This is a genomic window from Streptomyces malaysiense, from assembly GCF_000980885.2.
GTDB lineage: Bacteria > Actinomycetota > Actinomycetes > Streptomycetales > Streptomycetaceae > Streptomyces > Streptomyces malaysiense.
The window spans coordinates 92,581-119,070 of sequence record NZ_LBDA02000024.1; the positions used below are offsets into that span (position 1 = coordinate 92,581).

23 protein-coding genes and 1 tRNA gene are annotated in these 26,490 nt (G+C 72.2%); 10 read left to right on the top strand and 14 right to left on the bottom strand.

What is annotated here, in order from left to right; all coding sequences use genetic code 11:
* Positions 1-30: 30 nt before the first annotated feature.
* Positions 31-1,038, bottom strand: coding sequence for a DUF2156 domain-containing protein (locus VT52_RS11670; protein ID WP_046422012.1), 1,008 nt, complete (start codon positions 1,036-1,038; stop codon positions 31-33).
* A gap of 176 nt (positions 1,039-1,214) precedes the next feature.
* On the opposite strand from VT52_RS11670, the gene VT52_RS37910 reads away from it, so the two are divergent.
* The 4 genes from VT52_RS37910 to VT52_RS11685 all read left to right on the top strand — a co-directional run bounded on the left by VT52_RS37910 (position 1,215) and on the right by VT52_RS11685 (position 4,334).
* Positions 1,215-1,308 (top strand) — tRNA-OTHER (locus VT52_RS37910).
* 285 nt (positions 1,309-1,593) lie between these two features.
* Positions 1,594-2,391, top strand: a complete 798-nt coding sequence (locus VT52_RS11675; protein ID WP_046422013.1) for an AfsR/SARP family transcriptional regulator — start codon at positions 1,594-1,596, stop codon at positions 2,389-2,391.
* Positions 2,392-2,589: 198 nt separating this feature from the next.
* Positions 2,590-4,122 (top strand): acyl-CoA carboxylase subunit beta, encoded by a 1,533-nt coding sequence (locus tag VT52_RS11680; protein WP_206306490.1) that lies wholly within the window; start codon positions 2,590-2,592, stop codon positions 4,120-4,122.
* Positions 4,123-4,133: 11 nt separating this feature from the next.
* Positions 4,134-4,334 (top strand): acyl-CoA carboxylase subunit epsilon, encoded by a 201-nt coding sequence (locus VT52_RS11685; RefSeq protein WP_046422015.1) that lies wholly within the window; start codon positions 4,134-4,136, stop codon positions 4,332-4,334.
* Positions 4,335-4,425: 91 nt separating this feature from the next.
* Here VT52_RS11685 and VT52_RS11690 read toward each other — a convergent pair whose 3' ends face one another.
* The 3 genes from VT52_RS11690 to VT52_RS11700 form a co-directional block, all read right to left on the bottom strand.
* Positions 4,426-4,851 carry a DUF6299 family protein gene (locus VT52_RS11690; RefSeq protein WP_046422016.1) on the bottom strand — a complete coding sequence of 142 codons (426 nt, stop codon included), beginning with the start codon at positions 4,849-4,851 and terminating at the stop codon, positions 4,426-4,428.
* Between the two features lie 91 nt (positions 4,852-4,942).
* On the bottom strand, positions 4,943-5,341 hold the full coding sequence (locus VT52_RS11695; protein ID WP_046422017.1) for a RidA family protein: 399 nt from the start codon (positions 5,339-5,341) through the stop codon (positions 4,943-4,945).
* Complete coding sequence (locus VT52_RS11700) at positions 5,338-6,471, bottom strand: acyl-CoA dehydrogenase family protein (protein ID WP_046422018.1); 1,134 nt, start codon at positions 6,469-6,471, stop codon at positions 5,338-5,340. Before VT52_RS11700 ends, VT52_RS11695 begins: the two co-directional genes overlap by 4 nt.
* Before the next feature lie 153 nt (positions 6,472-6,624).
* Here VT52_RS11700 and VT52_RS11705 point away from each other — a divergent pair, with 153 nt between their 5' ends.
* Both VT52_RS11705 and VT52_RS11710 read left to right on the top strand, forming a co-directional pair.
* Positions 6,625-8,217 carry an AMP-binding protein gene (locus VT52_RS11705; RefSeq protein WP_046422019.1) on the top strand — a complete coding sequence of 531 codons (1,593 nt, stop codon included), beginning with the start codon at positions 6,625-6,627 and terminating at the stop codon, positions 8,215-8,217.
* A 15-nt stretch (positions 8,218-8,232) separates the two neighbouring features.
* Complete coding sequence (locus VT52_RS11710; RefSeq protein WP_046422021.1) at positions 8,233-9,051, top strand: PaaX family transcriptional regulator; 819 nt, start codon at positions 8,233-8,235, stop codon at positions 9,049-9,051.
* A 210-nt stretch (positions 9,052-9,261) separates the two neighbouring features.
* Here the strand turns inward: VT52_RS11710 and VT52_RS11715 are convergent, their stop codons facing one another.
* Positions 9,262-10,623 (bottom strand): AfsR/SARP family transcriptional regulator, encoded by a 1,362-nt coding sequence (locus VT52_RS11715; protein WP_053055516.1) that lies wholly within the window; start codon positions 10,621-10,623, stop codon positions 9,262-9,264.
* Between the two features lie 276 nt (positions 10,624-10,899).
* Here VT52_RS11715 and VT52_RS11720 point away from each other — a divergent pair, with 276 nt between their 5' ends.
* The gene (locus VT52_RS11720) at positions 10,900-11,721 is read left to right on the top strand and encodes a macro domain-containing protein (protein ID WP_240509720.1); all 822 of its coding nucleotides are present in this window, start codon (positions 10,900-10,902) and stop codon (positions 11,719-11,721) included.
* Positions 11,722-11,811: 90 nt separating this feature from the next.
* On the opposite strand, the gene VT52_RS11725 is transcribed toward VT52_RS11720, so the two are convergent.
* From VT52_RS11725 to VT52_RS11750, 6 genes are all read right to left on the bottom strand, one after another.
* On the bottom strand, positions 11,812-12,510 hold the full coding sequence (locus VT52_RS11725) for a TIR domain-containing protein (protein WP_046422023.1): 699 nt from the start codon (positions 12,508-12,510) through the stop codon (positions 11,812-11,814).
* Positions 12,511-12,527: 17 nt separating this feature from the next.
* Positions 12,528-14,117 carry a hypothetical protein gene (locus tag VT52_RS11730; protein WP_046422024.1) on the bottom strand — a complete coding sequence of 530 codons (1,590 nt, stop codon included), beginning with the start codon at positions 14,115-14,117 and terminating at the stop codon, positions 12,528-12,530.
* Between the two features lie 55 nt (positions 14,118-14,172).
* Complete coding sequence (locus VT52_RS11735) at positions 14,173-14,901, bottom strand: hypothetical protein (RefSeq protein ID WP_240509721.1); 729 nt, start codon at positions 14,899-14,901, stop codon at positions 14,173-14,175.
* Positions 14,902-15,837: 936 nt separating this feature from the next.
* On the bottom strand, positions 15,838-16,059 hold the full coding sequence (locus tag VT52_RS11740) for a hypothetical protein (RefSeq protein ID WP_046422025.1): 222 nt from the start codon (positions 16,057-16,059) through the stop codon (positions 15,838-15,840).
* Positions 16,060-16,413: 354 nt separating this feature from the next.
* Positions 16,414-18,798: a bifunctional salicylyl-CoA 5-hydroxylase/oxidoreductase gene (locus VT52_RS11745; protein WP_079174987.1), complete on the bottom strand. Its 2,385-nt coding sequence runs from the start codon at positions 18,796-18,798 to the stop codon at positions 16,414-16,416.
* A gap of 6 nt (positions 18,799-18,804) precedes the next feature.
* Positions 18,805-19,632: an enoyl-CoA hydratase family protein gene (locus VT52_RS11750; protein ID WP_046422026.1), complete on the bottom strand. Its 828-nt coding sequence runs from the start codon at positions 19,630-19,632 to the stop codon at positions 18,805-18,807.
* Between the two features lie 304 nt (positions 19,633-19,936).
* On the opposite strand from VT52_RS11750, the gene VT52_RS11755 reads away from it, so the two are divergent.
* Entirely contained in the window at positions 19,937-20,389 is a 453-nt protein-coding gene (locus tag VT52_RS11755; RefSeq protein ID WP_046422027.1) for an ATP-binding protein, read from the top strand.
* On the opposite strand, the gene VT52_RS11760 is transcribed toward VT52_RS11755, so the two are convergent.
* From VT52_RS11760 to VT52_RS11770, 3 genes are all read right to left on the bottom strand, one after another.
* Positions 20,349-21,812, bottom strand: a complete 1,464-nt coding sequence (locus VT52_RS11760; RefSeq protein WP_046422028.1) for an amino acid permease — start codon at positions 21,810-21,812, stop codon at positions 20,349-20,351. The two genes, VT52_RS11755 and VT52_RS11760, sit on opposite strands and share 41 nt — an antisense overlap.
* Before the next feature lie 184 nt (positions 21,813-21,996).
* Positions 21,997-23,007 (bottom strand): ornithine carbamoyltransferase, encoded by a 1,011-nt coding sequence (argF, locus tag VT52_RS11765; RefSeq protein WP_046422029.1) that lies wholly within the window; start codon positions 23,005-23,007, stop codon positions 21,997-21,999.
* Between the two features lie 87 nt (positions 23,008-23,094).
* Entirely contained in the window at positions 23,095-24,318 is a 1,224-nt protein-coding gene (locus VT52_RS11770; protein WP_046422030.1) for an arginine deiminase, read from the bottom strand.
* A gap of 180 nt (positions 24,319-24,498) precedes the next feature.
* Here VT52_RS11770 and VT52_RS11775 point away from each other — a divergent pair, with 180 nt between their 5' ends.
* Together VT52_RS11775 and VT52_RS11780 are read left to right on the top strand one after the other, a co-directional pair.
* Entirely contained in the window at positions 24,499-25,554 is a 1,056-nt protein-coding gene (locus tag VT52_RS11775) for an SPFH domain-containing protein (protein ID WP_046422031.1), read from the top strand.
* Positions 25,551-26,438 carry an NAD(+)/NADH kinase gene (locus VT52_RS11780; protein WP_046422069.1) on the top strand — a complete coding sequence of 296 codons (888 nt, stop codon included), beginning with the start codon at positions 25,551-25,553 and terminating at the stop codon, positions 26,436-26,438. The genes VT52_RS11775 and VT52_RS11780 overlap by 4 nt, the downstream gene beginning before the upstream one ends.
* Positions 26,439-26,490: the final 52 nt, after the last annotated feature.

Sequence of the window (26,490 nt, forward strand, 5' to 3'; positions counted from 1 at the left end):
CATCGTCTCCTGTCGATGTCGGGGTGGGTGTCAGAACGCCTTGCAGGCACGGAAGATGTGCGCGAAGCCGGGCAGCGAGGCCTGCGGGCCGTCGAAGGCGACGTACTCGGGGATCAGCAGGTCGGGGGCCCACTTCTGCTTGTACGACAGCTGGGTCTGTGCCGGGTACAGCGCCGCGCCCTCGGCCCACAGGGCGTGCATCAGCCACTGGAACCCGGGGCTGTGGGTGTCCAGTTCGTGCCCGGCGTCCAGCCCGGTGAACGGCGTGAAGCCGAAGTGCAGCCACTCGACGCCCTCGGCGCGGAAGATCTCGATGGCGTGCGCGTTGATGGCCTCCATCAGGCCCGGCGAGCCCTCGGGGATGCGCCGGCTGAGGTCGTGCATCCAGCCGGCCCGGCTGCCGTAGACCGGCGAGTACGAGATGTAGGCGACCGGCTCGCCGTCGATGGTGCCGCTGAACAGCCGCCGCTGCGCCTGGGCCGGCCCGCCGATCTGGCCGACCAGGAACTCCAGTTGCTGCGCGCCGCCCTTGGAGCCGAGCCACGCCTTGTCGATCACGGCGATGTCGTCGGCGACCTCGGCCGCGTCGACCTCCTGGATCTGGAGGCCGTTGCGCAGCGCGCGGGAGATCTTGTTGCGCAGCTGCATGAACTTGGTGCCGCGCAGCGTGAAGTCCTCCAGCCCGACCGCCCAGGAGGCGCCGATCTGGTTGACGACGCAGCCGCGCGCCGCGTACCGCTCGGCGTCGGCCCGCTGGAGCTGCACCCCGACCAGGCTCAGACCCTCGTCGCGGACGTAGGTCCGGAAGGCGTCCAGGAGGGTGTCGTAGTCGCCCTCGGCGGCGAACGGGCCGCCGAACTGCACGGCCCAGCGGCCGGTGCGGCGGTAGACGACGACACCGTCCACGCCCGGGACGGTGAAGACACTGTTTCCGCTGTTGAGCGCGAGGAAGGAACTCGGGTTCTCGCTGGCGGTGTGGGCACGTATCGCGTCGAGAATCAGACTGTCCGCACCGGTCTCGGTGGTGATCGCGGTCATTCCCCTACCCCTTTCGGGAGCGTTTTCCGTCAAAGGGAGTACAGCACCGCGACGTCGCCCCGGAAAAGAGCAGTTGGGCATTCATTTACCTATGTCAGAACCGCGTCAGCATTCCGTCAGCCCTTACTGCCAATGTAGTTGACGTGAACGGCACCGGAATCCGGAGCCGAACACGGGGAGAGGTGCCCGGAGTGGCCGATCGGGGACCGTGTGCACCGCATTGGTCGGGCCTGACGGCCCACGCAGGTTCAAATCCTGCCCTCTCCGCCACGGCCGGAACCATGGCTGGACGCGCTTCCCGCCCCGGGCGGTGGGAAACAGCAGGCGTCCGTCCGTGAATTCGGCATCACCAGCCGGTGCTTCTGTGAACGCATTCGAGCACCGGCACAACCCAGAGCCGCCGGCCGCCCCCCGTCCCGGCGGAACTAACGCCCCGGCGGGCCGCGGTACAGGTCGAGGCCCGCCGGGGCATGGCGCGTTCGGTCATTCTTTCTTTCACGGCAGCACCACTCCGGAAACACCGTCGGCGAGGAATTGTCATCTAGGGGGAAAGATATGCTGAGGTTCTCCGTTCTAGGAGCGCTGGAGATACGCACTGCCGCCGGTGAGGCGGAGGTGTGCGGCGATCTCCAGCGCACACTGGTGCAGACCCTGCTGGTCAGCGAGGGCCGGCCGGTGAGCGGGGAGAGCCTGGCGGAGGAGATGTGGGGCGAGGCCCTGCCCGACCACCGGGCCAACGCGCTCCAGGCGCACATCAGCCGGCTGCGGCGCAGGCTGCGGTCGCTGGAGCCGGACCGCCCCGCCTCCCGGGTGACCATCCACCCGGCCGGCTACCGGCTCAGCGTCGGCGAGGGGGAGCTGGACGCGGCGGAGTTCGTACGGGCCGTACGGCAGGCCGAGTCGGCGGGGCCGCAGGACGCGGAGCGCGCCGCCCGGATGCTCGGCGAGGCGCTCGCGCTGTGGCGGGGCCCGGTGTTCGGCGGCTTCCCCGGCGGCACCATGTGCCAGCTCGCCGGGGCACGGTACGAGGAGTACCGGATGCGCGCGATGGAACTGCGCTTCGACGCCGAACTGCGCCTGGGCAGACACGCGTCGGTGCTCGCGGAGCTGGCCGAGGCGCACACCAACCACTCGCTGCGCGAGCGCTTCTGCGAGCAGCTGATGGTCGCCCTGTACTGCTCGGGCCGGCAGGCCGACGCGCTCGACGTGTTCCGCCGGATGCGCCGCAGGCTGGACGAGGAGCTGGGAATACAGCCGTCGCCGGCGCTGCGCAAGGTGGAGCTCGCGATCCTCTCGCACGATCCGGCGCTGACGGGGGACGCGCTGGTCCCGACGGCACTGCAGCCGGTGTGACCGCGGCCCGGGGCCGAGCCGTTCGGGCCGGGCCGTAAGCGGCCGGACCGTAAGCGGCCGGACCGTAAGCGGCCCGTCAGCGCCCGGTCAGACCGCGTTGCCACGATCGTGTCCGGATCACCCCGGCGACGGCCCGGCGCGGGCGGCGTCCGATGTCACGTCACCTCACGGCAGAGGCAGGCAGAGATGAAGTCCCACATCGCGGAACTGGCCGGCATACGCGAGAGCGTGCTCGCCGGCCCGAGCGAGAAGGCGACCGCGGCGCAGCACGCCAAGGGCAAGCTGACGGCTCGGGAGCGGATCGAGCTGCTCCTGGACCCGGGTTCCTTCCAGGAGGTCGAGCCGCTGCGCCGGCACCGGGCCACCGGTTTCGGCCTGGAGGCGAAGAAGCCGTACACCGACGGTGTCATCACCGGCTGGGGCACGGTCGAGGACCGCACTGTCTTCGTCTACGCGCACGACTTCCGCATCTTCGGCGGCGCGCTGGGCGAGGCCCACGCCACCAAGATCCACAAGATCATGGACATGGCCATCGCGGCCGGCGCGCCCCTGGTCTCCCTGAACGACGGCGCGGGCGCCCGCATCCAGGAGGGCGTGACGGCGCTCGCCGGCTACGGCGGCATCTTCCGCCGGAACACCGCCGCCTCCGGGGTGATCCCGCAGATCTCCGTGATGCTCGGCCCGTGCGCGGGCGGCGCGGCCTACTCCCCCGCCCTGACCGACTTCGTCTTCATGGTCCGCGAGACCTCGCAGATGTTCATCACCGGCCCCGACGTGGTCAAGGCGGTGACGGGCGAGGAGATCACCCAGAACGGCCTGGGCGGCGCGGACGTGCACGCCGAGACCAGCGGTGTCTGCCACTTCGCCTACGACGACGAGGAGACCTGCCTGGAGGAGGTCCGCTACCTGCTCTCGCTGCTCCCGGGCAACAACCGCGAGAACCCGCCGCGGGTGGAGTGCTCCGATCCGGCCGACCGGCGCTGCGAGTCGCTGGCCGATCTGGTGCCGGAGGACGGCAACCGGCCGTACGACATGACGAAGGTGATCGAGGAGATCGTCGACGACGGCGAGTACCTGGAGGTCCACCAGCGCTGGGCCCGCAACATCATCTGCGCGCTCGCCCGCCTCGACGGCCAGGTCGTCGGAATCATCGCCAACCAGCCGCAGACGCTCGCCGGCGTCCTCGACATCGAGTCCTCCGAAAAGGCGGCGCGCTTCGTGCAGATGTGCGACGCGTTCAGCATCCCGCTGGTCACCCTGCTGGACGTGCCGGGCTTCCTGCCTGGCGTCGGGCAGGAGCACGGCGGGATCATCCGCCGCGGCGCGAAGCTGCTGTACGCCTACTGCAACGCGACCGTGCCGCGCATCTCCCTGATCCTGCGCAAGGCGTACGGCGGCGCGTACATCGTCATGGACTCCCAGTCGATCGGCGCGGACCTGACGTTCGCGTGGCCGACGAACGAGATCGCGGTGATGGGCGCGGAGGGCGCGGCCAACGTCATCTTCCGCCGCCGGATCGCCGACGCCGAGGACCCCGAGGCCATGCGCGCGCGGCTGGTCAAGGAGTACAAGTCCGAGCTGATGCACCCGTACTACGCCGCCGAACGCGGCCTCGTCGACGACGTCATCGATCCCGCCGAGACCCGCGAGGTCCTGGTGCGGTCGCTGGCGATGCTCCGCACGAAGCACGCGGAGAGCCCCGCCCGCAAGCACGGCAACCCCCCTCAATGACGGAGGTCCCCATGTCCGTGTCCACCCCCTCCCCCACTCCCCCCATCCGGGTCGAGAAGGGCGAAGCCACCGACGAGGAACTGGCCGCCCTGACCGTCCTGCTCCTCAGCCGCGGCGCCCTCCCGGGCCCCGGCACCGAGGCGTCCTCCCCGGGCACGACGTCCTGGCGCCCGCACTCCTTCCACGCGCCGCACAGCTGGCAGCGGGCATAGGGCGTCCGGACGGCCCGGGGAGGTGCGCCACCGCGGTACGGGTACGCCCGCCCCCGGACCCCGGTCGCCCCCGCCCGCGTGGCCCCCGGGTTCACCCCTGGACCAGGATGACGTCCTGGTCGGCGTGGGCGTGGAACACCGGCAGCGGCACCAGCCCCGCCGGGCGCAGTTCCATCACCGTGGCCTGGACGTGGGCCGTACCGGGCCGCAGGGTCTCGCCGGTGACCGTGCCGGAGTCGGCCCAGGTGTGCGTCGACCCGTCGCAGCGCGCGAGGGTGCCGCCGACGCCGTGTTCCACCCGGGGGTCCCGCCGGCTCAGGGCGGACGTCACGAAGACCGGGCCGGTGCCGCCGGTGCAGCGGTAGGTGCCGGTCAGGGTGACGGTGCCGTCGACGGCGAGCCGGCCGACCGGGTCGACGGTGACGGACTCGCCGGGCGCGGCGTGGACCGGTCCCGCGGCGAGGGCCAGCAGTGCGGCGCCGCCGAGAGCCGCGGCGAGGGCGAGGCGGACGGGCATGGATACCTCCAGGTTCGCACCGTTTCGGGGGCCTCCACTGGTACCCGTCCCGCACCCCCGCGGGCGTGACCGTCACCCGGGCGGTGGCGCGTCACGGCAGTACGGCGAACCCGTCCAGCTCCACCAGTGCCGCTTCGTCCCACAGCCGTACGACCTGCACGACCGCCATCGCCGGATAGTCCCGGCCCGCCGCCGCGCGCCACAGCCGCCCCAGTTCCCGTGCCTGCGCGCGGTACGCGGCGACGTCCGTGGCGTACACCGTGACCCGGGCCAGCTCCGCGGGGGTGCCGCCGGCCGCGCGCAGGGCGGTGAGCAGGTTGCCGAGCGCCCGCTCGAACTGCTCGGCCAGCGTGTCCCCGGTGATCTTCCCGTCGGCGTCGAGCGCGGTCTGGCCGGCGAGGAACACCACCTTGGACCCGGCCGCGACGACGGCGTGCGAGAACCCCGTGGGCGGGGACAGCTCGGACGGGTTGACGCGTTCGGTCGTCACCGGGCCTCCTGCTCGTGAGCGGCGTACAACTCCTTGGCGATGATGCCTCGTTGGACCTCGCTCGCCCCCTCGTAGATGCGCGGCGCCCGCACCTCGCGGTAGAGGTGTTCGAGCAGATGGCCGCGCTGGAGGGCGCACGCGCCGTGCAACTGCACGGCGGCGTCGACGACGTACTGCGCGGTCTCCGTCGCGAGCAGCTTGGCCATCGCGGAGCGGCGAGGCACGTCGGGCGCGCCCTCGTCGTACGCGGCGGCCGCCGCGTACACCATCAGCCGGGCCGCCTCGGTGCGCAGCGCCATCTCCGCGACCTGGTGCGACACCGCCTGGAGGTCCATCAACCTGCCCTTGAACGCCTGCCGTCGACGGGTGTGCGCCACGGTCGCGTCCAGCGCCGCCTGCGCCATGCCCACCGCGAACGCCCCGACGCTGGGACGGAAGAGATTGAGCGTCCCCATGGCGACGGCGAATCCCCGGTCGACCTCGCCGAGCACGTCGTCCGAGGTGACGGGGACGGCGTCGAAGTCCAGCGCGCCGATGGGGTGCGGGGAGATCATCTCCAGGGCGCGGCCGGTGAGTCCGGGCCGGTCGGCGGGGACGAGGAACGCCGTCACCCCGCGGGCGCCGGCGCGTGGCGCGGTGCGCGCGAAGACGGTGTAGAAGTCCGCCTCGGGCGCGTTGGAGATCCAGCACTTCTCCCCCGTCAGCAGCCACCGCCCCGCTCCCCGCTCCTCGGCCGCGAGCGCCAGCGCGGCCGCGTCCGACCCGGCGCCCGGCTCGCTCAGCGCGAAGGCCGCGACCGCGCCGCCGTCGGCGACCCGGGGCAGCCAGCGCTCCCGCTGGGCCGGGCTGCCGTGTGCGTGCACGGGGTGGGCGCCGAGCCCCTGGAGGGCGAGCGCGGTCTCCGCCTCCGTACAGCCCTGCGCCAGCGACTCCCGCATCAGGCACAGATCGAGCGCACCCGACGTGAACAGCCTGGCCAGCAGGCCGAGTTGACCCAGCGCGGCCAGCAGTGGCCGGTTGACGCGTCCGGGGGCGCCCTTGTCGGCGAGCGGACGCAGCTCCTCGGCGGCGAGCGCCCGCAGTCGCGCGCACCAGGCCAGCCGTTCCGGTTCGAGTGAGAATGCGGGCACTGCCGGTCCTCCCTCCGGGACGGACCACGGCGACCGTCCTCCCGCACGACGTTATCGCGCACAGTTGACTGCCGTCACCAACACGATACGCTCAAACCGCGAGCCCGCCAGGAATGCCCGTCCGGACGTCCGTCACGGCAAGGGGGCAAGGCCATGCATCTCTCGGCCCACGTGGACACCTTCGCGCGCGACCATCTGCCGCCGCCGGAGGACTGGCCCGAGTTGCGCTTCGACCTGCCGGAGCTGCGCTATCCCGCCCGGCTGAACTGCGCCGTGGAGCTCCTCGGCCACGCCGACGGCGGCCGCCCGGCCTTCCGCACCCCGGACGGACCCGTGTGGACGTACGACGAGCTGCGCGCGCGGGTCGACCGGATCGCGCATCTGCTCACCGGCGAACTCGGCGTCGTGCCCGGCAACCGGGTGCTGCTGCGCGGCCCCACCACCCCCTGGCTCGCGGCCTGCTGGCTCGCGGTGCTGAAGGCGGGCGCGGTCGCGGTCACCGTGCTGGCCCAGCAGCGCCCGCACGAACTGGCGACCATCTGCGAGATCGCCCGGGTGGACCACGCGCTGTGCGACGCCCGCGCCGTGGCGGACCTGGCGAAGGCACGGACACCCGGGCTGCGTGTCACGACGTACGGCGGCGACACCCCCGACGACCTCCTGCGCCGCTCCGCGCCCGCGACTCCCTACCCCGCCGTCGACACCGCCTGCGACGACGTCGCCCTGATCGCCTTCACCTCGGGCACCACGGGACGCCCGAAGGGATGCATGCACTTCCACCGGGACGTGCTGGCGATCGCCGACACCTTCTCCCGGCACGTCCTGCGCCCGCGCGCCGACGACGTCTTCGCCGGCAGCCCCCCGCTCGGCTTCACCTTCGGCCTCGGCGGTCTCGTGATCTTCCCCCTGCGGGCCGGGGCGAGCGCCCTCCTGCTGGAACAGTCCGGCCCCCGCCGCCTGCTCCCCGCGATAGCCGAGCACCGCGTCTCGGTCCTGTTCACCGCCCCGACCGCGTACCGCGCCATGCTGGACGAGCTGGACGGCCACGACATCTCGTCCCTGAGACGCTGCGTGTCGGCCGGGGAGAACCTGCCAGCGGCGACCTGGCGGGCGTGGCACGAGCGCACCGGGGTGCGGATCATCAACGGCATCGGCGCGACCGAGCTGCTGCACATCTTCGTCTCCGCCGCGGACGACGGAACGAGACCGGGCGTCACGGGAGTGCCGGTGCCGGGCTGGCAGGCGCGGGTGCAGCACCCGGACGGCACCCCGCTGCCGGACGGCGAACCCGGACTGCTGGCCGTGCGCGGCCCGGTCGGCTGCCGCTATCTGGCGGACCCCCGCCAGCGCCAGTACGTGCGCGGCGGCTGGAACATCACCGGCGACACGTACGTCCGTGAGCCCGACGGCTACTTCCGCTACGTGGCCCGCGCCGACGACATGATCATCTCGGCGGGGTACAACATCGCGGGGCCCGAGGTGGAGGACGCCCTGCTGCGCCATCCGGACGTGGTGGAGACGGCGGTGGTCGGCCGCCCGGACGAGGTGCGCGGCCAGGTGGCGGTCGCCTACACGGTGCTGCGCGAGGGCGCGCGCCGCGACCCGGAGGCGCTGCGGGCGTTCCTGACCGCCGAACTCGCGCCGTACAAGTGCCCGCGCGAATTCGTCTTCCTGGCCGCCCTCCCGCGCACCGCGACCGGCAAGTTGCAGCGGTTCCGCCTGCGCACCCCAGGTGACCAGCTGTGACGCCGACGACCTAAGATGATCATCGTGTCCGAGCAGCACGCCCCCAGATCACTCATCGTCACGCTCTACGGCGCGTACGGCCGCTCCCTGCCCGGCCCGATGCCCGTCGCCGAGCTGATCCGGCTGCTGGCCGCGGTCGGCGTGGACGCACCCTCCGTCCGCTCCTCGGTGTCCCGCCTCAAGCGCCGCGGCCTGCTCCTGCCCGCCCGCACGGAGGCCGGCGCCGCCGGCTACGAACTCTCGCCCGAGGCCCTGCAGCTGATGGAGGACGGCGACCGCCGCATCTACGCCGCCGCGCCCCCCGAGGACGCGGGCTGGGTGCTGGCGGTCTTCTCGGTGCCGGAGACCGAGCGCCAGAAGCGCCACGTGCTGCGCTCCCGCCTGTCCTCCCTGGGCTTCGGCACGGCGGCCCCCGGCGTCTGGATCGCCCCGGCCCGCCTCTACGAGGAGACCGAGCACACCCTGCGCCGGCTGCGCCTGGACCCCTATGTCGACTTCTTCCGCGGCGACCACCTGGGCTTCGCGCCCACCGCCGAGGCCGTCGCCCGCTGGTGGGACCTCGCTTCGATCGCCGAGGAGCACATCCGCTTCCTCGACGCCCACGCCCCCCTCCTGCGCGCCTGGGAGCACCGCGCGGACACCCCGCCGCGGGACGCCTACCGCGACTACCTCCGCACCCTCGACTCCTGGCGCCACCTGCCCTACACCGACCCGGGCCTCCCCACCGACCTCCTCCCCGCCGACTGGCCGGGCGTGCGCTCCGCGGAGGTCTTCCGGTCGCTGCACGAACGCCTGCGCGACGCGGGAGCGGAGTTCGCGCGCCAGACAGCCTGAACCGGAGCGTTCCGCCGCCGGCCCGGCCGGAACCGGACCGGAAGCGGCCGGCGGGTACCGGCGGAAGCGTCCGAGGTGGTCTGGTGGACAGCGGTGAGGCCGGGTGCGGTGGCACGTGGCGCGGGCGGCGGGGAGATCCCGCGAAGGGGGAACTGCGAGATGCGGAGCAGCCCGCGGCCCCGGGGGAAGCGGCCGGGCCCCCGCCCGGCCTCACCGCCAGTCCGTCGCGCGCGGTCCGGGTACCAGGTCCTGGAAGCGCTGCTCCACGGGGGTCAGGTCGGTCTGGGCCAGTTCCTGGGGCCGTACGACGAGACGGAGTTCAGGGGTCAGAGCGGGGTGACGGCGGCAGGCGTCGATGAACGAGTCCACGATCAGGGCGACGAGCTGGCCTCGGTCCAGATCGGTGACACGGGCCAGTCCGGAACCGATCAGCGGGACGGCGACCGGTTTGAACATGCCGTGGACCGCCACCGAGGCCCACAGGTTCTCCAGGCTCAGCCGCAGATCACTGTCGCTGGATCTGGCCACCAGATCGTTGCCGAGGTGCGAATAGGCGGTGGCGAACACCCGGCGGCCGTCGACCGGCACCACCACGGTGGTGCCCATCGGGTAACGCACCCTCCGTCCCAGCGGCTTGGCCCGCACGCTCTCCGTGCCGACCGCCTTCGTCTTGCGCAGCCCCGCCCGCAGCTTGTCGTCCAGCAGACGGCGCCGGCCGGCGAACAGCCGGTCGACGAGCTGGCTCTGTACGCTTTCACGGCTGATCACGAGATCCTCGGAGGTCTCCGTGTCGAAGGTGTCGGAGAAGCCGATCACGAGATTGCAGTCCGCCTGGTCGAACAAGTCGCCCCGTACCAGCACCACTTCGGCCCGCTGGCCGGCCAACGGGACGGGGTGCCTGAGCAGTTCGTCCCCGTGCCGGGCACGCAGCTCCGCGCGCAGCGTGTCGAGGACACGCGCGGCCTCGGTGTCGTCGGGGTGTTCGTGGACAAGGAGTTCGGCGACCGGCAGCGCGCGTTCCGGATGGCCCAGGTCCATCTGGACCCGCACCAGCTCGCGGCGCGCCGAGTCCTGGAGGGAGGTCAGGCGGCGTATGAAGGGCATCGCGAACCCCTCGCCGTTCACCTCGGCCAGCGGGCGACCGCGCACCATGGACAGCGCCTCGGCCAACCGGTGCGCCGCGGTGGCCGGCGGCGCGAGCAGGGCGTCGCTGACGATCGCGGTGAAGCGTGCGCTGTCGAGTTCCTCGGGGCGCAGCACCAGACGGTACGCGGTCTGCGGGCCCTGCACGGTGACCTGCTGCTCGGTGCGCAGGACGCTCGTCCCGACGCCGTCCTGGCCGGGAGCCAGCGCCCGCCGTAGTTCCAGGACGCGTTTCTGGACCTCGTTGCGGTTGCGCTGGTCCAGCTGACGGGGCTCGTCCGCGAGCCCCCAGACGTCGCGACGCAGTTGCCGCACCGGCACCGCCTCGCCTCCGGCCACCACCAGACGCACTAGCAGCCGCGCGGTCAGCGGCGTCAGCCGGACCGGAGCACCATCGACTTCGAGCCGGACCGGGCCCAGTACCTTCACTCGGATACGCGTTCCCGTACCGGACATCCCCGTCGCCCCCCCGGGCTTTTGTTCATCACTCTGTGTCACTTTGTGGTGACTTAAAGATTACCATCAGATCGTGGGGTACCTATGTCTTCGGATAATCCCGCTCCTTCAGGTTCGGCGGACCCTATAGGATCCCCGGGCTCCGCCCGGCCGCTTTCCGAGCCGCGCCCGCGGCGACGCTCGCGCCGCCCCTGCCCCCTCCCTTTCCCTCGTCTGCCACGGGGCACACGGCGCGCCCGGAATGCCTTCGTGCGGGACACGATGGCGGCCTTCGGCGGGCTGTCCGCCGTCTTCCAGATCATCGGCCCGTTCGTGCCGCAGACCGCGTCCGGCACGGTCGTCGGGCTGTCGGTGGGGGCGTGCCTGGGATGGGGACTGCTGCGGGCCCGGCCGGCGGGCCGGGTGCGGCAGGTCTTCCGGCGGCCCGACATGACGGTGGTGGTCGAGGCGGGCGACGTGTTCGACCAGCCCGGCCATCTCGTCGTCGGGTTCTGCGACACCTTCGACACACTGTCCGCCGGCGGCCGGGTCATCAACGACGACACCGTGCAGGCACAACTGCTGGATCGCAGGTACGGCGGCGACACGCCCCGTCTGGACGCGGAGCTGACCGCGGCGCTCACCTCGGCCCAGCCCGTCGCGCGCGAGGAGCGGGCGGACAAACCGCTCGGCAAGCTCGACCGCTACCCGATCGGCACGGTGGCGGTACTGGGTGCCCGGCCACGGCTGGTCTTCGGCGTGGCCTACAGCAGGATCGGCAACGACTACGTGGCCGCCTCCGGCGTGGAGGACCTGTGGCGGGGCCTGGGCGGGCTGTGGGACGCGCTGCGCGCGCACGCCCAACTCGAGCGGGTGGCCATGCCGCTGGTGGGCTCCGGACTGGCACGGCTCGGGTACCTCGACCGGGACAGTCTGCTGCGGTTGATCCTGATGTCCTTCGTGGCCCGGTCCCGGGAGGGCGTGATCTGCCGTGAACTGCGTGTGGTGATACGGCCCGAGGAACTGGACGGCGTCGACATGCGGGAACTGTCCGCGTTCCTCGGCGCCCTGGCGTCGGATCCGGCCCGGTAGCGAACCGGCGGACCTGATCGCGTACACGCGTCCGCCGATGGCGCGCGAAGGGGCGGAAGGCCCGCGGCCTCCCGCCCCTCTCACCTTCCGTCAGGCCAGCCGGCGGTAGGCCGCCAGGTTCCTGAAGTAGGAGATGTCGCGCCAGTCCGGCCGGGTGTCGTCGAGGTCGCACTCGGCTCCCTTGAGCCGTTCGACGATCTTCGCGACGGCGGCCTCCGAGCCGTCGAAGTGAATCACGTTGCGGCCCGCCAGGTCCGCGGCGGGCCGCACCTGGCCCACCTGCACGATGATCGTGCGCTCCGGGTAGGCCATCAGCGCCATGCCGAGTTCGATCAGCACGTTCTGGCGGGGCTGACCGGTCGACTGGGTCTCGTAGGGCGGCTCGTTGTCGCCCAGCAGGTGCGGATGCAGTTTGGCGACATCGTCCGGGGTGAGCAGCACGAGCGCCGCCTGTGCCTGCGACAGCGCCTTCTCGATGACCTCACCGAGGAACGGCGCGGTCCCTCCGGTGGCCCGAACCAGCCGCTCCCACTCCAGCGGGCGCAGATCCAGCCGGTGCAGCAGCCCGAACATCGCCGTGCGGACCTCCTCGTCGCGGCCGTGCACGACGAAGACGCTGCGGCTGCGGCCGTAGTCCGCGCGTGCCTGGGCCGCGCGCGCCGCCTCCTGCTCGGTGGACGGCTCGGCCTCCTGCGGGGTGTTGTAGACGTTGTAACCGATACCGCTCTGCCGGCCACCGAAGAAGTTCTGGCTCCGGTCACCGCCGGTGTTGCCCCGGCTCCTGGTCATCTCCTCGCCCTCTCTTGTCAACTGCTCTGCTTCGGCTGGTAGTTGTAGCTGATGTCGCTTTGCCGGCCGCCGAAGAAGTTCTGGCTCTTGTCGCCCAGCAGGATGTTGGTCTGCGCGCGGTCGTGCTCGACGAGGTCGACGTCGTGCTCGTCGAGGAAGGCGCGGATGTTCTGGAGCAGACGGCGCTCCACGATCTCCATGTACTTGGTCGCGTCGGCCTGCTGGAAGAAGTGGTGGTAGGTCTCGCTGGTGGCCAGTTCCCTGATACTGGCCAGCGCTCCGCAGTTGAGCCAGCGATTGACGTACCGGCCGAGCCGGAACTCGCTGGTGTCCGTCACCCGGGCCGTCAACAGCAACTCCGCCGTCGCCCGCCTGGCCCGCCTGGCCCGCCAGGGCCGGGTCCACCGGACGGCCCACACCGGCAGGAACCGCTCCGGGACCAGCCGCAGCGGCCACAGCCACAGCGTCACCCACCAGCGCAGCAAGGCCGTGCACATGTCCCACGCCACTCGCACCGCCAGACGCCCGTCGACGGCGCGGGGCAACTGGTCCACGAGGTGGAAGTCCTCCACCAGCGGTCCGAGCACATAGGTGTGGAACTCGGTGTGCAGCGTGTTGCCCTTGATGTCGAATCCGACGAAGACCGAGGTGACCAGCTCCTCGTTCCACGACCCGACGCGCACGCACAGGTATTCGCGGGCCGCGTCGTAGTCCTCCCGCCAGTGGATGCCGGGCAGGTCGTCCATGCCGGGCAGCTCGGACCAGGCGGCTCCGGCGGAACGGTCGTTGGTGCGGATCGCGGTGGTGTAGCAGCGCTGCTCGACGGTCAGCCCCTCGATCCGCTCGTCGCGGCGGGCCTCGTCGCGCAGATCGGCGGCCATCCGGGAGGCGATCTGGCCGGTGATCTCGCCCACGGTGAACGGGATCACCTGCCTGCGCTCCACCGTGTCGAGGTCGGGCGGCGAGCCGTCCTCACTCCTGCGTGCCGTGATCCGGGTCCGCGGCGCACCGAGCAGCAACTGCGCGTTGGACCAGTCGCGCAGCGGCAGGCCGGCACCGACGAAGGGACGGTAGCCGCCGTAGAAGACCAGTCCGCTGCGGCTGGCCTGCTCGTGGTCGATCTTGCGGGCGAGTTCGGCGGTCAGCTTGGTGTGCGTCGGGCAGGCGCCGTCGAATCCGCCGTCCGGGCCGTTCTCACGCAGCCGGGTCATCAGGACGTGCAGGGTGACGATCCGCCGCAGGTAGGCCGCCGCCCAGGGCACCCAGCACAGCGTGATGACGCCGAGAGCCCCGTTGAGCAGCCCGCCGCTCAGCGCCAGCAGGATCACGGCTGCCGCGCCGGCCGTGATCCCCCACTGCATGCGGTGCAGCCGGCGCGCGGCGAGTGCGTGGGCGAGGACCGAGACCGCGTCGTAGCCGAAGGAGGGCGCGACGACCCGGAAGCGCCTCTTCAGCAGCTCGCGGATGACGGCACGCCGGTATCCGGGGTCGAGGTAGGCGCCCGCCGACAGCAGCCGGGTGGCTCTGGTGCGCGCGTACTCGCGGTGTTCCGGCCGCTTCCGCGGTGCCGGGCCGGGCGGACGGGGTGTGGGTACTTCTGTGACCATGGTGGTTCAGCGCTCCGCTCATGGGGCACGCCCCTGCGGGCACACCCGGTGGGTGTCAGCCGGTCTGGGTGCCTTTGCCGCTGGTGATCACGCCGCCGCTGACGGTGTAGGTGGCGTCGTACGAGTGCGTCGTGCCGTCCGTCTGGAGGGCTTCGATGGTCAGCCGCACCTCGGCGCCCGTCACGGACACGACGTGGATGGTGTCCCGCTCGGTGGAGGCGTAGCCCGATGCGAAGCTGCTGTAGCTGGAGTCGAGGTTCTTGCCGCCGAGGGCCCATGCGCTCCGGTAGTCCCGGGCGTTGATCGCCTCGAAGTAGGCGGCGACGACCTCGCTCGGTCCGCCGCTCGCGCTCGCGCTCGGGGTGCCGCCCCCGGTGTCCGTCGCAGAGGCGTAGCCGCCGTCCCCGTAGCCGTCGGTCGTGGCCGTCTCGGGGGTGCCGTAGACGTCCGGAGTGCTGGTGTCGCCGTACTGCGACGCGGGCGCCGTCGTCGAGCCGTCGTAGGTCGGCCGGCCGGCCGTGCCCGGAGAGCCGGCACCGAGGAATCCGGAGCCGGACGACCCGGGGGAATCAGACGGGCCGGCCGGGGCGGAACCGCCGGCCAGGCCGCCGAACAGCGCCAACATCAGGACCAGCAGCAGGGGGGTGACGATGACCGCGAGCCCCCAGGTACGGGCGGGCCCGTTCGGGGGAATCAGACCTGGCGGGCGGTAGGTGGGCGGCGCGAGGTGGGTGGACGGTGTGTCGGGAGGCTCGGCAGGCGGGGTCAGCCCTGGGGCGGTCATGGGGTTCTCCAGAGATCACGGCAGTGCGGCGCACCCGCACGGCTGCTCGCACGGCGGGCCCGTACGCCACGGCCCTCGTGGGCTCTCGGTGGACAGCGGTGTGCGAACGAGTGGTTGACGTCTCGTATGCGACCAGCGCCACCGCTTCCGTGGCCAGAACCGAGCAGCTTCCGAACCGCTTCCGGCCCGCTCGGGAACCCTCGGCAGGGGCCGTCGGGACGGCGGCTGCGGAGGCTGAGGCGTCCCCGCGGCGGGGCCGCGGAGGCATCGCGGCGGGGACGCGGAGGCGCCGCGACAGAGACGCGGAGGCACCGCGGAACGCACAGGCGCCGCGGAACGCCGGCCAGGAAGGCATCTCGATGTTCCGCGTGTGCCGGCCCCGAGCGCGTCACCGTGCCCGGCGGTCAACTCCTGCGGGAGGAAGGGGCCTGGCCATCGGTGACGTCGAGGGGCCGCACCCGCGTCGTGGACCTGGCGGGAGAAGGAGGCCGCCGTCCGGTCCGGCGGGGACGGGCGGGCGAGCGGCGATCCCCGGCCGGCGGGAGTCGTCCCACGGGCGACGGCGGCGGTCGTCCGCCCGGTGTTCCTGGCCCGCCACCCGGAGCTTTCCGTCCAGGGTCAGGAGCCGCCGGTGTTCACGGGGCCCGGCCTAGCGGCTCCTGCGAGATCGGGAAAAAGGTCCTGGCTAGGCCGCCTCGGGGCGTGGACCGCGTGGGTTCGAGGCGGGTGACCGGGGCTCGGCCGGCGGGAAGGTGTCGGCCTCGCCGAAGTCGGGGGCCTGGAAGGGGTTGGTCGCCGGCGGCGGCGATGCCGCGGTCGGGCAGCGGGGCTGCGCTTCCGGGGCGGAGAAGAGGGATGTGGCGTCGATGGGATGGCTCTCTTTCGTGACAGGTCCCACGACGGGGACCTGGTGTGCCGTGACCTGGCACGGCGGTGCTACAGCTTGGTCATCTTGCTGTACGGGCTCAGGATCCGCATCTGGGAGGAACCGAAGTCCACGAGGGCCGCGACGCCCTCCTCGATGCCGATCACTCGGCCGAGGCCGTACATGTCATGCGTGACCTGATCACCCAGTGCGAAGTGCTTGGGAACCGGTGCGACCGGGGCCTTGAAGGGACTGGTCGGCAGGTGGCGCTTCGGCGCGGGAGGCTTTGTCATGGCTCATTATGCGCCTTCGCGCAACCCGCTCGCTGTGGCCGTCGGCACAATTTCGGACGCAGGCACCCGCCTCACGTCGCTGACCTGGGGTTTCGAGTGGCGGAGCGGAGAAATTGAAGCCCGGATCCGAGCTGGGGCAGGGTGCGTGTGCCGGCGGTCGGACCGGCGCGGCCGGTCTCCCGCGACCCGCTACGGCAGGCGCACGCCTCGGGGCGGGGGACGTGGCCGCCGTACGGAGGACTCGCCCCGTTCGCGCCGGTGATCCGCGCGCGTGCCGTCGCGGTGACGGACTCCGTACGGTCCCGCGTCACGTCATCGCCTCCGGGCACAGCCCGCGAACCGGCGCCGGCGCCCTCAGTCGCCCAGGGAGAGACGGGGTTTGGGCGTGTCCGCGCGGCCCGTCTGCGGGCGGCGGCTGCCCGCGCGGTACGGGGTGGGCCAGTGGATGCCGGGGCCCTCGTAGGACTGTTCGGCGGCGGCGTGCAGGGTCCAGTGGGGGTCGTAGAGGTGGGGGCGGGCCAGGGCGCAGAGATCGGTGCGGCCCGCCAGGATCAGCGAGTTGACGTCGTCCCAAGAAGAGATCGCGCCCACCGCGATCACCGGGACGCGGACCTCGTGGCGGATGCGGTCGGCGAACGGGGTCTGGTAGGAGCGGCCGAAGTCCGGCTGCTCGTCGGAGACGACCTGGCCGGTGGAGACGTCGATCGCGTCGGCGCCGTGGGCGGCGAAGGCGCGGGCGATCTCGACCGCGTCCTCGGCGGTCGTGCCGCCTTCGGCCCAGTCGGTGGCGGAGACCCGGACCGTCATGGGGCGTTCGGCGGGCCAGACCGAGCGTACGGCGTCGAAGACCTCCAGCGGGAAGCGCAGGCGCCGGTCCAGTGAGCCGCCGTACGCGTCGGTGCGGTGGTTGGTGAGGGGCGAGAGGAAGCCGGAGAGGAGGTAGCCGTGGGCGCAGTGCAGTTCGAGGAGGTCGAAGCCGGCTCGGGCGGCCCGCCACGCGGAGGAGGTGAACTGTTCCCGGATGTCCGTGAGTTGGGCGCGGGAGAGCTCGCGGGGCCGCTGGCTGCCGGGCCGGTACGGGAGCGGGGAGGGGGCCACGATCGGCCAGTTGCCGGTGGGCAGCGGCTCGTCGATCCCCTCCCACATCAGCCTGGTCGATCCCTTGCGGCCCGAGTGGCCGAGCTGTACGCCGATCGCCGTGCCCGGTGCCTGCCGGTGCACGAAGTCGGTGACGCGCCGCCACGCCTCCGCCTGGCGGCCGGTGTAGAGGCCGGCGCAGCCGGGGGTGATGCGGCCCTGCTCGCTCACGCACACCATCTCGGTCATGACCAGGGCCGCGCCGCCGAGCGCGCGGGCGCCGAGGTGCACGAGGTGGAAGTCGCCGGGCACGCCGTCGGTGGCCGAGTACATGTCCATCGGCGAGACGACGACGCGGTTGCGCAGGGTCAGGCCGCGCAGGCGCAACGGCGTGAACATCGGGGGCGTGCCGGGCGGGCAGCCGAACTCGCGCTCCACGGAACCGGTGAAGTGGGCGTCGCGCAGCCGGAGGTTGTCGTGGGTGACGCGGCGGCTGCGGGTGAGCAGGTTGAAGGCGAACTGGCGGGACGGCTGGTCCCGGTACCGGTCCAGGTCCTCGAACCACTCCAGGCTCGCCCGCGCGGCCCGCTGGGTCGAGGCGACGACGGGCTTGCGTTCCGCCTCGTACGCACTCAACGCGGTCGGCACGTCCGGCTGTTCACGCAGGCAGGCGGCCAGTGCCAGCGCGTCCTCGACGGCCAGTTTGGTGCCGGAGCCGATGGAGAAGTGGGCCGTGTGCGCGGCGTCGCCGAGGAGGACGAGGTTGCCGTGCGACCAGCGGTCGTTGACCACCGTACGGAAGGTCGTCCAGGCGGAGTTGTTGGAGCGCAGGGGGCGGCCGCCCAGCGCCTCGGCGAAGATCTTGGCGCAGCGCTCGGTCGATTCGCGCGGGTCCGTCCCGGCGAATCCCGCCGCCTGCCAGACCTCCTCGCGCATCTCGACGATGACGGTCGAGGCGTCGGGCGCGTAGGGGTAGCCGTGCAGTTGCATCACGCCGTGCTCGGTCTCGGCGATCTCGAAGCGGAAGGCGTCGAAGGCGAAGTCGGCGGCGAGCCAGATGTAGCGGCAGCGGTGGCCGGTGATCCTGGGGCGGAAGACGTCGGCGTACCTCTCGCGGGTGGTGCTGTGGACCCCGTCGGCCGCGATGACCAGGTCGTGGTCCGCGCGGAGGCGGTCGATGGGCGGGGCCTCGGCGCGGAAGTCGATCCGGACGCCCAGGTCCTGGCAGCGGGTGTGCAGGATCTCCAGGAGTCGGTGCCGGCCGAGGGCCGCGAAGCCGTGGCCGCCGGAGGTGTGCCGGGTGCCGCGGTGGACGATGTCGATGTCGTCCCAGCGGACGAAGTCCCGCCGCAGTGCCTCGAAGACGACCGGGTCGGCGTGTTCGATGCCGCCCAGGGTCTCGTCGGAGAGGACCACGCCGAAGCCGAAGGTCTCGTCGGGGGCGTTGCGCTCCCAGACGGTCACCTCACGGCCGGGGTCGAGCCGTTTGAGCAGGGCGGCGGCGTAGAGGCCGCCGGGGCCGCCGCCGATGACCGCGATGCGCGGGGAGCGGCCGGTCGCCGCCGGCGGGTACGGGTGGTCCGTGGCCGATCGCGCCCGCGCGGCGGCGGCGTCCTGACCACTGCCCCGCGCCCCTGAGGCCGGTGCGCCTGACGTCGGCATGAAAGCTCACCTTCCCCGCCACTTGGGGGCTCGCTTCTCCATGAAGGACGCGTGGAACTCCCGGTAGTCCTCGCCGTTCATCAGCAGCGCCTGCGTCGCCGCGTCCAGTTCGACCGACGCGGCCAGCGGCATGTCCAGCTCGGCGGTCAGCAGCGCCTTCGTCTGTGCGTGGGCCAGGGCCGGGCCCTCGGCCAGGCGGCGGGCCAGCGCGCCCGCGGCCTCGTCGGCGTGGCCCTCCTCGGTCAGTTCGCTGATCAGACCGATGCGCTCGGCCTCGGGCGCGCGGACCGGCTCGCCCAGCATCAGCAGGCGGGTGGCGTGGCCGAGACCGACGACCCGGGGCAGCAGGTAGGCGGCGCCCATGTCGCCGCCGGACAGGCCGACCCGGGTGAAGAGGAAGGCGAAGCGGGCGCTCGGGTCGGCGACGCGGAAGTCCGACGCGAGGGCGAGGACGGCGCCGGCGCCCGCCGCGACCCCGTGGACGGCGGCGACCACCGGGAACGGGCATTCCCTGATCGCCCGTACCACCTGGCCGGTCATCCGGTTGAAGTCGAGCAGCTGGGCGGTGTCCAGGGCGAGGGTGGCGCCGATGATCTCGTCCACGTCGCCACCGGAGCAGAACCCGCGGCCCTCTCCGGCCAGCACCAGGGCGCGCACCGCGCGCTCCCGGGACAGCTCGGCCAGCAGATCGCGCAGATCGGCGTAGGCGCCGAAGGTGAGGGCGTTGAGCTTGTCCGGGCGGGCGAGCGTGACCGTGGCTACCCCGTCGGCGATCCGGAGGCGCAGGTGCTCCCAGTCTGCGGTGCGGCGGGCGGAGCCGGTGAAGGGACTCATGACGTGCGGCCTCCCTTGGGCGGCGTGCCGTACGTTGCGCGGTCCTTCGAAGTTATCACTCGTTTGTGACTGTCGTCACGACTACGCGACAAACCGGAGGCCGAAGGCGCCTTTTCGGCCGGATCGTGTCGGCTGTCACCGGTCCGCTTCAGCGCCGTAACAGAGGGCTCCGGCGCGCGAGGCGGGGCGTCGGCCGGGGTAAGGCGTCCGGTACCGGGACGGGAGTCCCGGGCGAAGCCCGCCGACCATTTCGGACGACCGGGCCCGTACCATTCCTGTAGTCGAAAGCAGGACAGCCTGCTCCATGAACGGACTCGCCTTGCACGAACGCCCCGCCGAATCGGCCTCCTGGCGCATGGCGCTGCCGCACACCGCCGCGGCGGTGCCGGTGGCCCGCGCCCTGGTGCGTACGGCCCTCGCCGAGGTGGCGCACGCGGCCGACTGCGACACGGCGGAGCTGCTCACGGCCGAGCTGGTGGCCAACGCGGTGGAGCACACCGCGGGCCGCGGCCCGATAGAGCTGGTGGTGGAGCTGCTGCCGACCGGCTGCCAGGTCGAGGTGCACGACCCCGACCCCGCGCCGCCCGGCCAGCTGACCCGGCCGGTCATCGAGGAGCCCGACCTGTGGCAGGAGGGCGGGCGCGGGCTGCTGCTGATCCGCACCCTGAGCGCCTCCTGCGGACACCGCCCCACCCCGAGGGGCAAGGCGGTGTGGTTCACACTCCCTGCGATTCCCGCGCCGCGCCGTCCGCTGTGACACCGGCCCGGTCCGCCTCGGCGGCCATGTCGCGGGCCAGCGTGGAGTGCCGGCGCCCGTAGGCGACGTAGACGAGGAAGCCCACCGCGAGGAACAGCGCGAACTGCATCCAGGTCTGCCAGCCGGTCTCGTACATCAGGTAGAGGCAGAAGGCGATGCCGAGCAGCGGGCCCACCGGGTAGAGCGGCACCCGGAAGCTGCGGGTCAGGCCGGGCTCGCGGCGGCGCAGGGTCATCACCGCGACGTTCACCACGGCCATGATCGCGAGCGTGCCGATGGTGCACAGGTTCATCACCGCGTCGAGCGAGGCGAAGGCCGCCGGGACCGCGAAGACCACCGCGACGATCAGGGTGCCGGCCACCGGCGTGGAGGTCTTCGGGGAGACCTTCTCGAAGACGCGCGGGATCAGGCCGTCCCGGGCCATCGACATCAGGATGCGCGTCTGGCCGTACATCACAGCGAGGACCACGGAGGCGATGGCGACGACCGCGCCGAAGGCGATCACGCCGCCGCCGACGGCGGAGCCGGTGACCTCGTTGACGACGTAGGACAGGGCGGCGGGACGGCCCGCGACCTGCTTGCCGCCGATGGCACCGATGGCCGCGAGCGCGACGGCGCAGTACAGCAGCGTCACGATGCCCATGCAGACCATGATCGCCACCGGGATGTCGCGGCGGGGGTTCTTGGCCTCCTCACCGGCGGTGGTGATCGCGTCGAAGCCGATGTACGAGAAGAACGCGGCGGTGGTGCCCGCGCCGATGCCGCCGAGGCCGGCCGGGGAGAACGGGGTGAGGTTCCCGTGCTTGAAGGCGCTGTAGCCGATCGCGCAGAAGGCGATCAGGATCACCAGCTTGACGGCGGCCATGGCGGCGGTCGCGCCGGCGCTCTCGCGCACGCCGCGCACCAGCAGCACGGAGGCCATGGCGATCACGAGCACCGCGGGGAGGTTGACGACGCCGCCGTCGCCCGGTCCCGCCGACAGCGCGGTGGGCAGCTGCCAGCCGACGAGGCTGTGCAGCAGTTCGTTCACGTACTGGCTCCAGCCGACCGCGACGGCCGAGATGGAGATGCCGTACTCCAGCAGCAGGCACCAGCCGACCAGGAAGGCGGTGGACTCGCCGAGGCCGGCGTAGGCGAAGGAGTACGAGGAGCCGGAGACCGGGATCGCGCCGCCCAGCTCCGCGAAGGAGAAGGCGGTGAACACGCAGGTGATCGCGGCGAGGACGAAGGAGATGACGACGGCGGGGCCGGCCTGGGCGACGGAGTCGGAGAGGCCGACGAAGATGCCGGTGCCGACGATGGCGCCGACGCCGAAGCAGATGAGCTGGAAGAGCCCCATCGTGCGCTTCAGGCCGTGTCCCTCGCGGTCGGCGCCGGATTCGGCGACGAGCAGGTGGGGGGACTTGATACGGGGAGCGGGCATTGCGGGTGGTGCTCGTTTCTGGTGGTGCGGGCGGCCGGGTGGCGGTCGCCGGTGCGAGCGGCGGGTGCGACGGGTGGCGTCGCGGGTGCGAGCGACGGGACGACGGTCGCGCCGAACGGCCGCGGAATGGGTGGTTCCGAGGCCGCGGATCAGGATAATCCCTGGTCGGGGGCGGGAACCAGGCTCAACTGCCGAGTGTGGCGACCAGCACGGCCTTGATGGTGTGCAGCCGGTTCTCGGCCTCGTCGAAGACGACGGAGTGCGTCGATTCGAACACCTCGTCGGTGACTTCCAGGGAGGTCAGGCCGTACGCCTCGTGGATCTCCCGTCCGACCTCGGTGCCGAGGTCGTGGAAGGCGGGCAGGCAGTGCAGGAACTTCACGTCCGGGTTGCCGGTGGCGCGCAGGACGTCCATGGTCACGGCGTAGGGCGCGAGCTCCTTGATCCGCTCGGCCCAGACCTCCTTGGCCTCGCCCATGGAGACCCAGACGTCGGTGGCGACGAAGTCGGCGCCGCGGACGCCCTCGGCGACGTCCTCGGTCAGGGTGATCACCGCCCCGCTGCTCCGCGCCAGCTCGCGGGCGCGGGCCACGATCCCCGGGGCGGGCCAGTACCGCTCGGGCGCGACGATCCGTACGTCCATGCCGAGCAGGGCGCCGGTGACCAGGTAGGAGTTGCCCATGTTGAAGCGGGCGTCGCCGAGGTAGGCGAAGGAGATCCCGGTCAGCGGCTTGGCGCTGTGCTCGGTCATGGTGAGCACGTCGGCCAGCATCTGGGTGGGGTGCCAGTCGTCGGTGAGCCCGTTGTAGACGGGCACGCCCGCCCGTGCGGCCAGCTCCTCGACCTTGGCCTGGCTGTCGCCTCGGTATTCGATGGCGTCGAACATCCGGCCGAGCACCCGGGCGGTGTCCGCCACGGACTCCTTGTGTCCGATCTGCGAACCGGACGGGTCCAGGTACGTCGTGCGGGCACCCTGGTCGGCGGCCGCGACCTCGAACGCGCAGCGGGTGCGCGTCGAGGTCTTCTCGAAGATCAGCGCGATGTTGCGGCCCCGGAGGTACTGGATCTCGGCCCCGGCCCGTTTGGCGGCCTTCAGTTCCGCGGCCAGCTCGACCAGGCCGCGGAACTCCCCCTCGCCGAGGTCCAGCTCCTTGAGGAAGTGGCGGCCGGCGAGGGCGGTCGGGACTGTCGCCATGGGGGCGCTCCAGGGGTACGACTATAGAGACTCTGGAATTCTATACGACCTTCAGTAACTTTATGCAGCCTCGTGACGTGCGGCTTCTCACACAGGATCCCTTTCCACCGGACAGCTCATGCACCGGGGTCCGCCCCTGCCCCGCCCCAGCTCGCTGCCCGGGATCTCGATGACCTCGATGCCCTGCTTGCGCAGATGGGTGTTGGTGGTGGAGTTCCGTTCATAGGCCACGACGACGCCGGGTTCGACGGCGAGCACATTGCAGCCGTCGTCCCACTGCTCGCGCTCGGCCGCGTGCACGTCCTGGGTGGCGGTGAGCACCCGGATCTCGCCGAGCCCGAGGGCGGCGGCGATCGCGCGGTGCATGTGCTCCGGCGGGTGGTCGGTGACCTTCAGCTCCTTCTCGCCCACCCCCGGTTCGATGGTGTACGAGCGCAGCATGCCGAGCCCGGCGTACTGGGTGAAAGTATCGGCGTCGACCATCGTCATCACCGTGTCGAGATGCATGAAGGCGCGCCGCTTGGGCATGTCGAGCGCGACGATCGTGCGGGCGGAGCCGGCCGCGAACAGCTTGTGCGCGAGCATCTCCACGGCCTGCGGGGTGGTGCGCTCGCTCATCCCGACGAGGACCGCGCCGTTGCCGATCACCAGGACGTCGCCGCCCTCGATGGTGGAGGGGTAGTCGGCCTGGCCCTGGGACCAGACGTGGAAGGGTTCGTCCCGGAAGAGCGGGTGGTGCCGGTAGATCGCCTCGAAGTGCACGGTCTCGCGCTGCCGGGCGGGCAGCCGCATGGCGTTGATGGAGACCCCGTCGTAGATCCAGGCCGAGGTGTCGCGGGTGAAGAGGTGGTTGGGCAGGGGGGCGAGGAGGAACTCGTCCAGGTCCATGGCATGGAAGCGGACGGAGGTCGGCTCCGCGTGCGCCGCCAGGAACTCCCGCTTGGTCATGCCGCCGACGAGGGCCTCGGCCAGTTCCCGTGCGGGCAGGGCCTCGAACGCGGCGCGCAGATGGACGGTGGCGAGGGGACCGTACTCCCGCTCGTCGAAGACGCGGTCCAGGACCAGGGTGCGGGCCTCGGGCACCTCCAGGGCCTCGACCAGCAGATCGCCGAAGAGGTGGACGGCGACGCCCCGGTCACGCAGCACGTCGGCGAACCCGTCGTGTTCGGCGCGGGCCCGGCGCACCCAGAGGACGTCGTCGAAGAGGAGGGCGTCCTTGTTGCTGGGGGTGAGCCTTTTGAGCTCGAGATCGGGCCGGTGCAGTATGACGCGGCGCAGCCGCCCGGCCTCGGAGTCGACTTGGAATCCCATGTGACCATCCTGACCACCGAGGACCGGATTCACCCTCCTGTCGGTCATTTCAGCGCGCTCTTGTTGCGACTTCCGCCCGCTCACGCGGCTTCCGGTATGCACCCCACCGCTTTTCGTCTACTTGACGACAAAGGCTTCCCCCTTTATCGTCTCCGCGACGAAAAGAAGCGAGGGGGACCCATGGCCGACATCACCCGGCGTCTCGGCTGGCGCCATCTGCGGGGCACACCGACGGCGCACGTCCGTCACCACCGCTCCGGGCAGTTGGCGCACGACGGACCCGGACTCAGTTTCTGGTTCCGCTCGCTGACCGCGGCACTGTCCGAAGTACCGGTGGACGACCGCGAGCTGGCGATGACCTTCCACGCCCGTACGGCCGATTTCCAGGACGTGACGGTGCAGGCGACCGTCACCTACCGCATCGGCGACCCGGCGCTCGCCGCCGCCCGGCTCGACTTCTCGGTCGACCCGGACACGGGCGCCTGGCGGGGCACGCCGCTGGAGCAACTGGCCACCCTGCTCACGGAGACGGCTCAGGAGCACGCCCTGGACGCGCTGGCCCAAACGCCGCTGTCGGCCGCGCTGACCGACGGGGTGGGCACGGTGCGCGAACGGCTCGCGGCCGGGCTCGCCGCACAGCCCCGGCTGCCGGACACCGGCATCGAGGTGGTCGCGGTGCGCGTGGTGGCGGTGCGCCCGGAACCCGAGGTCGAACGGGCGCTGCGCACCCCCGCGCGGGAGCAGATCCAGCAGGAGGCCGACCGGGCGACGTACGAGCGGCGGGCGGTGGCCGTCGAGCGCGAGCGCACGATCGCCGAGAACGAGCTGGCCAGCCGCATCGAACTCGCCCGGCGCGAGGAGCGGTTGGTGGAGCAGCACGGCACCAACGCACGGCGTGAGGCGGAGGAGCGGGCGGCCGCGGACGCGGTACGCGCGGACGCCGAGGCGGCGCGCACGGTACGGCTGGCAAAGGCGGAGGCGGACAAGGCAATACGGCTGGCCCGCGCGGCGGCCGAGCAGGAGCGCGAGGTGGGAGAGGCGCGGGCGCGGGCGCGGGCGGCGTGGCTGCGGGTGCACGGCGAGGCGGATGTGGCGACGCTGCACGCGGTGGCGGCGATGCGGGTGGCGGAGAACCTGCCGGACATCGAGAGCGTGACGATCTCACCGGACGTGCTGACGGGGCTGCTGGCGAAATGGGGCGGGGCGCGTGCCGGCACCGGCCGGGCCGGCGCGTGAGCCTCGCGCCGCGCGCCGTGCTGGTCCATCGCACCACGGAGTACGAGGAGTTGGTGGCCCGGTACGGCACCCACGGCCAGGCGGCGTTCGTGCTCGCCGCCCGGGGCCGGGACATCGCGGAGATCGCGGCCCGGCACCAGGGGACGCGGCGGGCGCTGGCGGAGGTGGCGGCGGCCGTGCCGCTCACCTGGCGGCAGGCCCGGGTGGAACGCGCCGACCTGGAACGGTTCCTGTTCGCGCCCGAGGACGTCGCCGTGGTGGTCGGCCAGGACGGCCTGGTCGCCAACGTGGCCAAGTACCTGACCGGGCAGCCGGTGATCGGGATCGACACCGACCCGGGACGCAACCCCGGTGTGCTGGTACGGCACCGCCCGCGGGACGCCGCGAAGTTGCTCGCGGCGCCGGGCGGGTGCGACGAACTGACGATGGTGGAGGCGGTGGCCGACGACACGCAGCGGCTGGTCGCGCTCAACGAGATCTACCTCGGCGCCGCGGGCCACCAGACCGCCCGATATCGCCTGGGCCTCGACGGCGACAGGGGTGTCGTCGAGGCCCAGGCCTCCTCCGGGGTCCTGGTGGGCACGGGCACGGGTGCCACGGGCTGGCTCCGCTCCCTCTGGCAGGAGCGGGGCGCGCGGCTCCCCCTCCCCTCCCCCACCGAGCCCCGCCTGGTCTGGTTCGTCCGCGAGGCCTGGCCGTCCCCGGCCACCGGCACGTCGCTGGTCTCCGGGCAGCTGGACACCCGCGCCGCGCTGACCCTCACCGTGGAGTCCGACCGTCTCATCGCCTTCGGCGACGGCATCGAGACGGACGCGCTCCAGCTGACGTGGGGGCAGCGGGTGCGGGTCGGGGTGTGGGGGGAGAGGTTGCGGCTGGTGGGCTGACGGTCACGGTCCCGCCGCTTCGCCGACGTGCCCGTGGCGGCGCCCCGGTGGG

Coding starts and splice junctions, on each gene's coding strand:
- VT52_RS11670 (WP_046422012.1), bottom strand. CDS start 1,038: ATGACCGCGATCACCACCGAGACCGGTGCGGACAGTCTGATTCTCGAC.
- VT52_RS11675 (WP_046422013.1), top strand. CDS start 1,594: ATGCTGAGGTTCTCCGTTCTAGGAGCGCTGGAGATACGCACTGCCGCC.
- VT52_RS11685 (WP_046422015.1), top strand. CDS start 4,134: ATGTCCGTGTCCACCCCCTCCCCCACTCCCCCCATCCGGGTCGAGAAG.
- VT52_RS11690 (WP_046422016.1), bottom strand. CDS start 4,851: ATGCCCGTCCGCCTCGCCCTCGCCGCGGCTCTCGGCGGCGCCGCACTG.
- VT52_RS11705 (WP_046422019.1), top strand. CDS start 6,625: ATGCATCTCTCGGCCCACGTGGACACCTTCGCGCGCGACCATCTGCCG.
- VT52_RS11710 (WP_046422021.1), top strand. CDS start 8,233: ATGATCATCGTGTCCGAGCAGCACGCCCCCAGATCACTCATCGTCACG.
- VT52_RS11725 (WP_046422023.1), bottom strand. CDS start 12,510: ATGACCAGGAGCCGGGGCAACACCGGCGGTGACCGGAGCCAGAACTTC.
- VT52_RS11730 (WP_046422024.1), bottom strand. CDS start 14,117: ATGGTCACAGAAGTACCCACACCCCGTCCGCCCGGCCCGGCACCGCGG.
- VT52_RS11735 (WP_240509721.1), bottom strand. CDS start 14,901: ATGACCGCCCCAGGGCTGACCCCGCCTGCCGAGCCTCCCGACACACCG.
- VT52_RS11740 (WP_046422025.1), bottom strand. CDS start 16,059: ATGACAAAGCCTCCCGCGCCGAAGCGCCACCTGCCGACCAGTCCCTTC.
- VT52_RS11745 (WP_079174987.1), bottom strand. CDS start 18,798: ATGCCGACGTCAGGCGCACCGGCCTCAGGGGCGCGGGGCAGTGGTCAG.
- VT52_RS11750 (WP_046422026.1), bottom strand. CDS start 19,632: ATGAGTCCCTTCACCGGCTCCGCCCGCCGCACCGCAGACTGGGAGCAC.
- VT52_RS11755 (WP_046422027.1), top strand. CDS start 19,937: ATGAACGGACTCGCCTTGCACGAACGCCCCGCCGAATCGGCCTCCTGG.
- VT52_RS11760 (WP_046422028.1), bottom strand. CDS start 21,812: ATGCCCGCTCCCCGTATCAAGTCCCCCCACCTGCTCGTCGCCGAATCC.
- argF (WP_046422029.1), bottom strand. CDS start 23,007: ATGGCGACAGTCCCGACCGCCCTCGCCGGCCGCCACTTCCTCAAGGAG.
- VT52_RS11770 (WP_046422030.1), bottom strand. CDS start 24,318: ATGGGATTCCAAGTCGACTCCGAGGCCGGGCGGCTGCGCCGCGTCATA.
- VT52_RS11775 (WP_046422031.1), top strand. CDS start 24,499: ATGGCCGACATCACCCGGCGTCTCGGCTGGCGCCATCTGCGGGGCACA.